A 7,219-nucleotide genomic window follows, 5' to 3' on the forward strand; every position below is an offset into this window, starting at 1 on the left:
TTAGATCCGCTTGAGGTACTTGGTAACAAACTACCCAGATAGATAACCACCGTCTCGCAAGAGATAACAGAACCCGGCTTACTTCCGACTCTTTTCTCCATTTTTTGAGCGAGTAAAAATACTGATGCACCCACGGCGACAACAGGAATTAGGAAAATTAATGATTCGGTTGGGATTGCCAGGAGATACACAGATCGATTGGGCGCTGTTGGATATTGCCTTGACGCATCCGACAGTGGGAGTGCCCAATTACGAGCAGTTAGAATTCATCGGTGATTCAGTCGTCCGGTTGGCGGCATCCGAATTTTTGTGGGAAACTTATCCCGATAAGTCGGTGGGTGATTTTTCGGCGATTCGGAAGGTATTGGTGAGCGATCGCATTTTGGCGCAACTCGCTGATGGATACGGATTCGATCGCTATCTGACTCTAGCTGCTTCGGCGGTGGGCGATCCTTCTGGGCGAGTGTCGCGGCTGGCTGACGCGTTTGAGGCGGTACTCGCCGCGCTGTATCTGACAACTAATAATCTAAAGTTAGTCCGTCCCTGGTTAGATCCGCATTTTCAGCAACTAGCAACCGAAATTCTCCAAGATCCCGCGCGTCAAAACTATAAGGATGCGCTCCAAGAGTGGACGCAAGCGCACTATAAAGCGTTACCAGAATACCGTGTCTACGAAGATCCGCTCAAACTCGACAGGTTCAAACGCTTTATCGCCGAAGTCTGGTTCCGCGATCGACATCTGGGCACAGGTACGGGACAATCAAAGAAAGCCGCCGAACAAGCTGCGGCGAAGGTCGCTTTTACTCAGGTAATGGGGAATAGGGAATAGGTATTAGGCTTTGGGCTTTAGGTATTAGGGCAAGAAAGGGGAACACGCTCCGTCCCTAAAGCCTAAAGCCCAAAGCCTAACACCTATCTATTTATGGGATCGATCGAGTACAATAATAAATTGTGTCTAAACATATTTACTCCAATGCCGAAACTCAAAAGCCGCAAAGCAGCAGCGAAGCGTTTTCGCGCTAGTGGCACTGGTAAAATCATGCGTCGTAAGGCGTTTAAAAGCCACCTGCTCGAACACAAAAATGCCGATCGTCGTCGGAGCCTATCCAAGGCAACTGCCGTTGACGAGACTGATGTACTCAGAGTACGCGGGATGCTCCCTTACTTGTAACTGTCCACCTGGATAAGTGCAGTAAATCACAACTGGTAGCTTGAGGACTGAGATCGTAAATCGCGATCGATAATGCCGTAGAGCAATTTTAATCACCAAATCACCTAATTTAAACTATGACTCGGGTAAAGCGCGGTAACGTGGCGCGGAAGCACCGCAACAAAATTCTCAAGTTAGCAAAGGGCTTTAGAGGTTCTCACTCGAAACTCTATCGGATTGCTAACCAACAAGTAATGAAGGCATTACGGAATGCCTATCGCGATCGTAAGAAGAAAAAACGCGATTTTCGTCGTTTATGGATCGCCCGGATCAATGCAGCTTCTCGTCAACATGGCATGAGCTACAGCCAATTGATCGGCAACATGAAAAAAGCTGACATCCAACTCAATCGCAAGATGCTCGCGCAAATCGCGATCCTCGATCCCGCAAGTTTCGAGCAAGTAGTCAAACTCGCCGCAGCCGCAGCACAATAGCCTAATACAGACTGTAGGTTGGGTAGAGGAACGAAACCCAACTATCCCATCAATGGTGGTAAGAGTTGGGTTTCACATTCGCTCGATCCAGCCTACAAATATCTACTAATTAGGCATGAAAAATAAAGCTAAATCACATCGATTCAAATCTTTATTTTTCATGTTATTATCGATCGCGAGTATCGATCTTTCCCGATCGGCTCAAGCGGGAACGCTCAAAGAAATTCAGCAACGTAGGCAATTAATCGTTGCAGTCAAAGATAACTCACCACCATTAGGTTTTCGAGATCGATCGGGAAATTTACAGGGCTTGGAAATCGATATCGCCCGTAAATTAGCTACCGAAATATTTAATAATCCCGATGCAGTTAAACTAGTACCAGTTACTAATCAAGATCGGCTCAAAGTCGCGATCGATGGTACTGTAGATTTGACAATTGCCAGAGTCACAATTACCACAACTCGATCGCGAGTAGTTGATTTTAGTCGGCGTTATTATCTCGATGGTACGGCAATAATTACCAATCGACCGAACATTACTAGAAGTAGCGATTTAGCTGGTAAAAAAGTCGCAGTACTCAATAACTCCACCACGATCTCTGCCGTCCAATATTTCATCCCTACAGCTAAATTAGTCGGTGTCGATAGCTATCGCCAAGCCCAACAATTGCTCGCTAGTGGCAAAGTTGTCGCCATCGCCGCAGATCGGAGCCTCCTCATCGGCTGGAGCAAAACCGCGCCAAATTATCGTCTATTACCCGACAAATTATCGATCGAAGCCTTGGGCATTGTCATCCCTAAAGGATTACAATACGATCCATTGCGGCAATTAGTCGATCGCTCGATCGAACGTTGGCAAGCCGACGGCTGGCTTGGACAGCGGATTCAGTATTGGGGATTGCAGTAGAGGACTGGGAGACTGGGGGACGGGGAGCGAAAAGTGCGATCTTGGGGTTTCCCCAAGTAGAGCACCTTTTCAAGACAGACGGGGAGACTTGGGGACTGGGAGACTTGCATTAAAACTCTCTATCCACTATCCACTATCCACTATCCACTATTCACTATCCACTATTCCCTAGTTAATTGTTATCAAGCCTAAGACATATAAGTTGGCTCTCAAGTTATCATAGATAGTCAGGTATTGAGTACCTCGTGGATCGAGGAGCCAATCGCCCCTAGCCACTGCTTTTATTAGTTACTACCCACTGCTTACCAATGGACTTTTCAGACAAAAATTTACTCGTAGTTTACCTGGGTGCCTTCTTGCTCCTATTGAGTGTGGCGGCTGTTGCTATCCTCAGACAAATTTTGAAGACTCAGAAAATTGAAAACGCACTCAACAAACTAGAAAAGAAACTCAAAAGTGAGCGCGGCACGATTCCAGAATATTACGAATTAGGTAGTATTTATCTGGAGAAAAGAATGTTTATCCAAGCCATTATGATGTTCAAAAAAGCTATCAAGCTGGAAGATGGATCGAGTCCAGAAATGTCTCCAATATACAATGCTCTCGGTTATGCTTATTTTGGACAAGAACAGTACGATTTAGCAATTCGTCAGTACAAAGAAGCAATCAAGCTCGAACCAGAGTATGTGATGGCGATGAATAATCTCGGACATGCGTACGAACAAAAGAAACTCCCATCTCAAGCTTTAGATATTTACGAACAAGCCTTGGCATTAGAACCCGAAAATGAAACAGCTAAACGACGTAGCGACTCGCTTCGTCGTCGGTTGGTGGTAAGCAGTAAATAATTGATAATTAATAATTGATAATTGATAATTAATGAGCGCTCGATCGCGTAAGATCGACATTTGTGTAGATGGAGAAGTTGAGAATGTCTGATTTATTAGCCGGAAAAGTCGCGATCGTGACGGGTGCATCCCGAGGAATCGGTCGTGCGATCGCGTTAGAATTAGCCAGCGTGGGCGCTAAAGTAGCCGTTAATTATGCTAGTTCTAGTGGTGCTGCGGATGAATTAGTGGCTCAAATCGTCGGTAGTGGTGGTGAAGCGATAGCGATTGGGGCTGATGTCTCCAAAGCCGACCAAATCGATGCACTCGTCAGTACCGTGATGGACAAATGGGGACGCATCGATGTCTTGGTTAATAATGCCGGAATTACCCGCGATACGCTGCTATTGCGGATGAAGATCGAGGATTGGCAAGCTGTCATCGATACCAATCTCACGGGCGTATTTTCCTGCACCCGCGCGGTGAGCAAAATCATGCTCAAACAAAAGTCCGGCAGAATTATCAATATCGCCTCAGTCGCAGGACAAATGGGCAATCCAGGGCAAGCAAACTACAGTGCGTCCAAAGCTGGGGTAATCGGCTTCACCAAGACAGTAGCCAAGGAATTGTCCACGCGGGGAATTACTGTCAATGCGGTAGCACCGGGTTTTATCGCCACAGATATGACAAACGATCTCAAAGCGGAAGGGATTTTACAATTCATCCCCCTGGGTAGATACGGACAACCCGAAGAAGTTGCCGGAATGGTGAGATTTTTAGCCGCAGATCCAGCGGCGGCATATATTACTGGGCAAACCTTTAATGTCGATGGTGGGATGGTAATGGCATAAGTGATTTCATTAGCAAGTTGTTAGCCATGTTGGCTCTCCTGCTATTTTGGGGAAATAGCTTACTTAAACATCAATCGCTCGTGCCATCAAAACCCCTTTCCCCTTTCAATAAGTCTTGCTTATCACCATAACTGCTGGAGAGCCGCCATGTCCTCACCTTTAACTTCTTCTCGCTGGCGATGAATATAGATTTCCAGGTACATCAACGCTGGATGGGACGATCGATCGAGTTGGCTACTCAGGCGGGAAATGCGGGCGAGGTGCCTGTTGGGGCGATAATCATCGGCCCTGAAGGTGAGATAATTGCTGAGGGTGAAAATCGCCGCGAACGCGATCGCGATCCGACAGCTCATGCGGAAATTGTGGCGATTCGAGCGGCGGGAGCAGATCTAAATAGTTGGCATCTCGATCGCTGTACGCTATATGTGACGCTCGAACCCTGTCCGATGTGTGCTGGGGCGATCGTTGCGGCGCGGCTGGGGTTGTTGGTATATGGGGCTGATGATGCTAAGACGGGGAGCGTGCGGACGGTGTTAAATATTCCAGACAGTGCGGCTTCCAATCATAAGTTAACTGTCATTGGCGGCATCTTGGAATCTACTTGTCGTCAACAATTACAGGCTTGGTTTCAGAATAAGCGAATTTAGCGTTCCAATTGTAGATAAATAACATCAGTTCGGGTTAAGAATACTAGCTTCGTTCTATTACCGCCACCGATTGTGTCTTGTCGCGCTGTCTTGTCGTTTTTTTATTCGGGGGGAACCCCCGAATAAAAACGCCGCTAAACCGTCGGGAAACCCGACGTTGGCGTAGCCTCTCCGTCAGGAGTTACGCGCATCCGCAATTCTCAATTCTCAATTCTCAATTAATCTAACGATGACTCCCTCGATCGACAAAAACTCAACTAAACAGATCCTTGCTGACTTTAAAGTAGGGGTAGATAATGTCATCTTCTCGATCGATACCCAGCAAAATCGATTACTAATCCTACTAGTTATGCGTCAGGATGAACCCTATCTGGGCACCTGGTGTCTGCCTGGTACACTGGTGCGAACAGGTGAAACATTAGAGGCTGCTGCTGATCGAATCTTGGCTGAAAAAATTCAGGTTGATAATTTATATCTAGAGCAACTGTATACATTTGGTGGCCCAGATCGAGACCCGCGCGAAGCAGTTGATCGATATAATATCAGATATTTATCTGTCAGTTACTTTGCTCTAGTTCGGTATGAAGCTGCCGAATTAATCGCTACTGGAGTCGGCGGAATTGCTTGGTACCCAATTGACAAACTGCCTGAACTCGCCTTCGATCATCAACAAATTATTGAATACGGCTATCAGCGGCTTAGAAGCAAACTAGAATATAGTCCGATCGCTTTTGATATCCTCCCCGAATTATTTACGCTCAGTGATATATATCAGTTATATTCAACCGTTTTAGGTGAATCTTTCTCTGACTATTCTAACTTTCGTAATCGCTTAATCAAACTAAAGTTTCTAGAAGAAACAAATCACAAATCTGCTCGTGGCAGTGGTCGTCCAGCTACATTGTTTCGCTTTGATCCAGTTGCGTTTGCACCACTAAAAGACAAGGCATTATTATTTGTATAACATATTATGAAAATAGCACTGGCTCAAATCAATCCGACGATTGGCGATCTTCAAAAGAATGCTCAAAGCATTTTAGAAGTCGCTCATAAAGTAGCGAATCAAGGAGTTAAATTACTACTGACACCCGAACTATCATTGTGCGGCTACCCACCACGAGACTTGTTACTCAATAATCATTTCATTGCCGAGATGGCGCAGACACTTCAGCAATTAGCGATCGATCTACCACCGGATTTATCGGTACTAATTGGATTGGCTACTCCTAATCTCAATTCTGCAATTACAGGTAGCAAGCCACTGTTTAATAGTATTGCACTCTTAACAGAGGGAGAAGTCCAAAATATCTTCCATAAGCGGCTGCTACCCACCTATGATGTATTTGATGAAAATCGTTATTTTGCGGCAGGTAGTGAGGCAAATCACTTCACGATTGATGGGATTAAAATCGGGCTGACAGTCTGCGAAGATCTCTGGAATGACGAAGACTTTTGGGGTAAGCGGAGTTATTTAGTAAATCCGATCGCTGAATTAGCAGATCATGATATTGATTTATCGATCAATCTATCAGCTTCGCCTTTTAGTGTCGGTAAACAGAGCGTGCGTGAAGCCATGCTCAAACATACGGCGATCAAGTATGATCGACCAGTTTTATATGTTAATCAAGTGGGAGCAAATGATGATCTGATTTTTGATGGTTGTAGCTTGGGATTCGATCGATCTGGTGAGCTAGTCTGTCGTGGGACATCATTCGATCAAGACTTGATCATCATCGAATTTGATCGAATTAAACAAGATCTAAATCTAGCAAAAATTCAGCCGCTAAATGATAGTGCCGATGTCGAAGTTTGGCAAGCATTAGTATTGGGTGTTCGCGACTATATCCAAAAATGTGGTTTCCAAAAAGTAATTTTGGGATTGAGTGGCGGCATCGATTCTGCGTTAGTCGCAGCAATTGCGGCTGAAGCAATTGGTGCCGAAAATGTTTTAGGCGTGCTGATGCCATCGCCCTATAGTTCTGAGCATTCTGTCACTGATGCGATCGATCTAGCTGCTAATCTGGGAATTAAGACTGAAACTATCCCGATTGGTAACTTGATGCAGGGTTTCGATCTCAGTTTAGATTCACTATTTGCAGGGACAGAATTTGGACTAGCAGAGGAAAATATTCAGTCACGCATTCGCGGGACACTGTTAATGTCGATGTCCAATAAGTTTGGTTACTTACTCCTCTCTACTGGTAATAAATCCGAGATGGCAGTGGGTTACTGTACGCTCTATGGTGATATGAATGGTGGTTTAGCGGCGATCGCAGATGTGCCGAAAACGCGAGTATTTTCACTTTGCGAGTGGCTAAATCGTACTGAATCTGAGTTGGCGAT

9 protein-coding genes are annotated in these 7,219 nt (G+C 45.5%); all 9 read left to right on the forward strand.

What is annotated here, in order from left to right:
- Positions 1 to 124 precede the first annotated feature (124 nt).
- Positions 125 to 829 (forward strand): ribonuclease III, encoded by a 705-nt coding sequence (gene rnc / locus RMO35_RS22285; RefSeq protein ID WP_396134963.1) that lies wholly within the window; start codon positions 125 to 127, stop codon positions 827 to 829.
- Between the two features lie 144 nt (positions 830 to 973).
- The gene (gene rpmI, locus RMO35_RS22290) at positions 974 to 1,171 is read left to right on the forward strand and encodes a 50S ribosomal protein L35 (RefSeq protein ID WP_295615932.1); all 198 of its coding nucleotides are present in this window, start codon (positions 974 to 976) and stop codon (positions 1,169 to 1,171) included.
- 116 nt (positions 1,172 to 1,287) lie between these two features.
- On the forward strand, positions 1,288 to 1,644 hold the full coding sequence (gene rplT / locus RMO35_RS22295) for a 50S ribosomal protein L20 (RefSeq protein ID WP_309744430.1): 357 nt from the start codon (positions 1,288 to 1,290) through the stop codon (positions 1,642 to 1,644).
- A gap of 160 nt (positions 1,645 to 1,804) precedes the next feature.
- Positions 1,805 to 2,551 (forward strand): transporter substrate-binding domain-containing protein, encoded by a 747-nt coding sequence (locus tag RMO35_RS22300; RefSeq protein ID WP_309744432.1) that lies wholly within the window; start codon positions 1,805 to 1,807, stop codon positions 2,549 to 2,551.
- A gap of 308 nt (positions 2,552 to 2,859) precedes the next feature.
- Positions 2,860 to 3,399, forward strand: coding sequence for a tetratricopeptide repeat protein (locus RMO35_RS22305; protein ID WP_309744434.1), 540 nt, complete (start codon positions 2,860 to 2,862; stop codon positions 3,397 to 3,399).
- An 83-nt stretch (positions 3,400 to 3,482) separates the two neighbouring features.
- Positions 3,483 to 4,229 carry a 3-oxoacyl-[acyl-carrier-protein] reductase gene (gene fabG / locus RMO35_RS22310; RefSeq protein ID WP_309744436.1) on the forward strand — a complete coding sequence of 249 codons (747 nt, stop codon included), beginning with the start codon at positions 3,483 to 3,485 and terminating at the stop codon, positions 4,227 to 4,229.
- A 179-nt stretch (positions 4,230 to 4,408) separates the two neighbouring features.
- The gene (gene tadA / locus RMO35_RS22315; RefSeq protein ID WP_309744438.1) at positions 4,409 to 4,876 is read left to right on the forward strand and encodes a tRNA adenosine(34) deaminase TadA; all 468 of its coding nucleotides are present in this window, start codon (positions 4,409 to 4,411) and stop codon (positions 4,874 to 4,876) included.
- 229 nt (positions 4,877 to 5,105) lie between these two features.
- Positions 5,106 to 5,840 carry an NrtR DNA-binding winged helix domain-containing protein gene (locus RMO35_RS22320; RefSeq protein ID WP_309744441.1) on the forward strand — a complete coding sequence of 245 codons (735 nt, stop codon included), beginning with the start codon at positions 5,106 to 5,108 and terminating at the stop codon, positions 5,838 to 5,840.
- Between the two features lie 6 nt (positions 5,841 to 5,846).
- On the forward strand, positions 5,847 to 7,219 hold a 1,373-nt coding region (locus RMO35_RS22325; protein ID WP_309744443.1), incomplete at its 3' end, for an NAD+ synthase.

The sequence above is a fragment of the Chamaesiphon sp. OTE_20_metabat_361 genome (genome assembly GCF_031364565.1).